The sequence below is a fragment of the Massilia atriviolacea genome (genome assembly GCF_003953935.1).
Lineage (GTDB): Bacteria > Pseudomonadota > Gammaproteobacteria > Burkholderiales > Burkholderiaceae_D > Telluria_A > Telluria_A atriviolacea.
Genome location: NZ_RXLQ01000057.1, coordinates 1 through 1125, shown reverse-complemented (window position 1 = coordinate 1125; position 1125 = coordinate 1). Strand labels below are relative to the sequence as shown.

Sequence of the window (1125 nt, the reverse complement as noted above, 5' to 3'; positions counted from 1 at the left end):
TCGTTCATCGCGTGCAGGGCGCGCATCAGGTCGCCGATCTCGTCGCGCGTGGTGGCGCCGAATTCGGTGGTCAGGTCGCCGCTGGCGACCGTGCCGGCCACCGCCACGGCCGCTTTCAGCGGAACGGTGATCGAGCGCGTGATCAGGAAGGCGCACACGGCGCCGGTCAGCACCGCCAGGGTGCCGAGCAGCAGGAGCAGGCTGACGGTGCGGCTGCTGGCTTGTTCGATCTGCACGGCGGTACTGTCGATCTCCTTGCGCTGCATGGCGAGCATGGCCTGGATGCTGTTCTGGTAGGCGGTCGCCGCCGGCAGGAAGGTGCCGTTGAAAGCCTGTTCGGTGGCAGCGCTGTCGCCGGCCTTCTTGGCGGCCATGACCGCTTCCTTGGCCTTTTGATAGACGGCGCGGTTGGCCTGGATGGCCTTGACGGTGGCTTTTTCCTCGTCGGTGCTCAAGAGCGGTTCCATCTGCTTCATGATCTCGTTATTGCGCTTGACGCTGTCGGCGATGGCCGCCGCGAAGGTGGTCGACAGGGTTTCGTCGGCGCTGCGCGCGATCAGGCTGGTGCGCACGATGGCCGAATACGTCATCACGTACCAGTCCGACATCATGCGCTCCTTCGCCAGCGGATTGGCCATCATGCGTTCCGTGGCGCTGGCGGTATCGCGCGCGGCGAGCATGGCGTAGGCGGTGGAGACGATGGACAAAACCAGCACGATGGCGAAACCGATCGCAAGACGGGAACCGATGCGTACGTTGGGGAACATGATGTTTTCCTGACAGTTGAGAAGTGAATAATGCCGAGCGGCAATTATCCTCTTCTGCAAGAAAGACATCCAGCTAACGTTTGTAAATGACTAATTCCCGTGTCGCATGTTGTTTGGCGGCAACAAAAAAAGAACGAGCGGTCGATTTTCGAGGATGGTTTTGCTAATCATTCGCCAATATCCTTGCCGGATTATTATCGGGTGTGATGATGTTGATATGCCTTCCGGTCATCGCCTGTCACGCCGCCAGCTTCAGTCGTGGCGCCGCCGCCCCTTTGCGCGGGCCTGGGGTTGCTGCCGAGGTTCCCAGTTTGAAGCCCGCCGCCACGTCGGCCAGGCGCGCCGCCTGTTCTTCCAG

1 protein-coding gene is annotated in these 1125 nt (G+C 61.4%); it reads right to left on the bottom strand.

The features are described 5' to 3' along the window. Window positions 1–767: MCP four helix bundle domain-containing protein (locus EJB06_RS31495; protein WP_164558107.1), on the bottom strand; the 767-nt coding region annotated here is incomplete at its 3' end. Window positions 768–1125 lie beyond the last annotated feature (358 nt).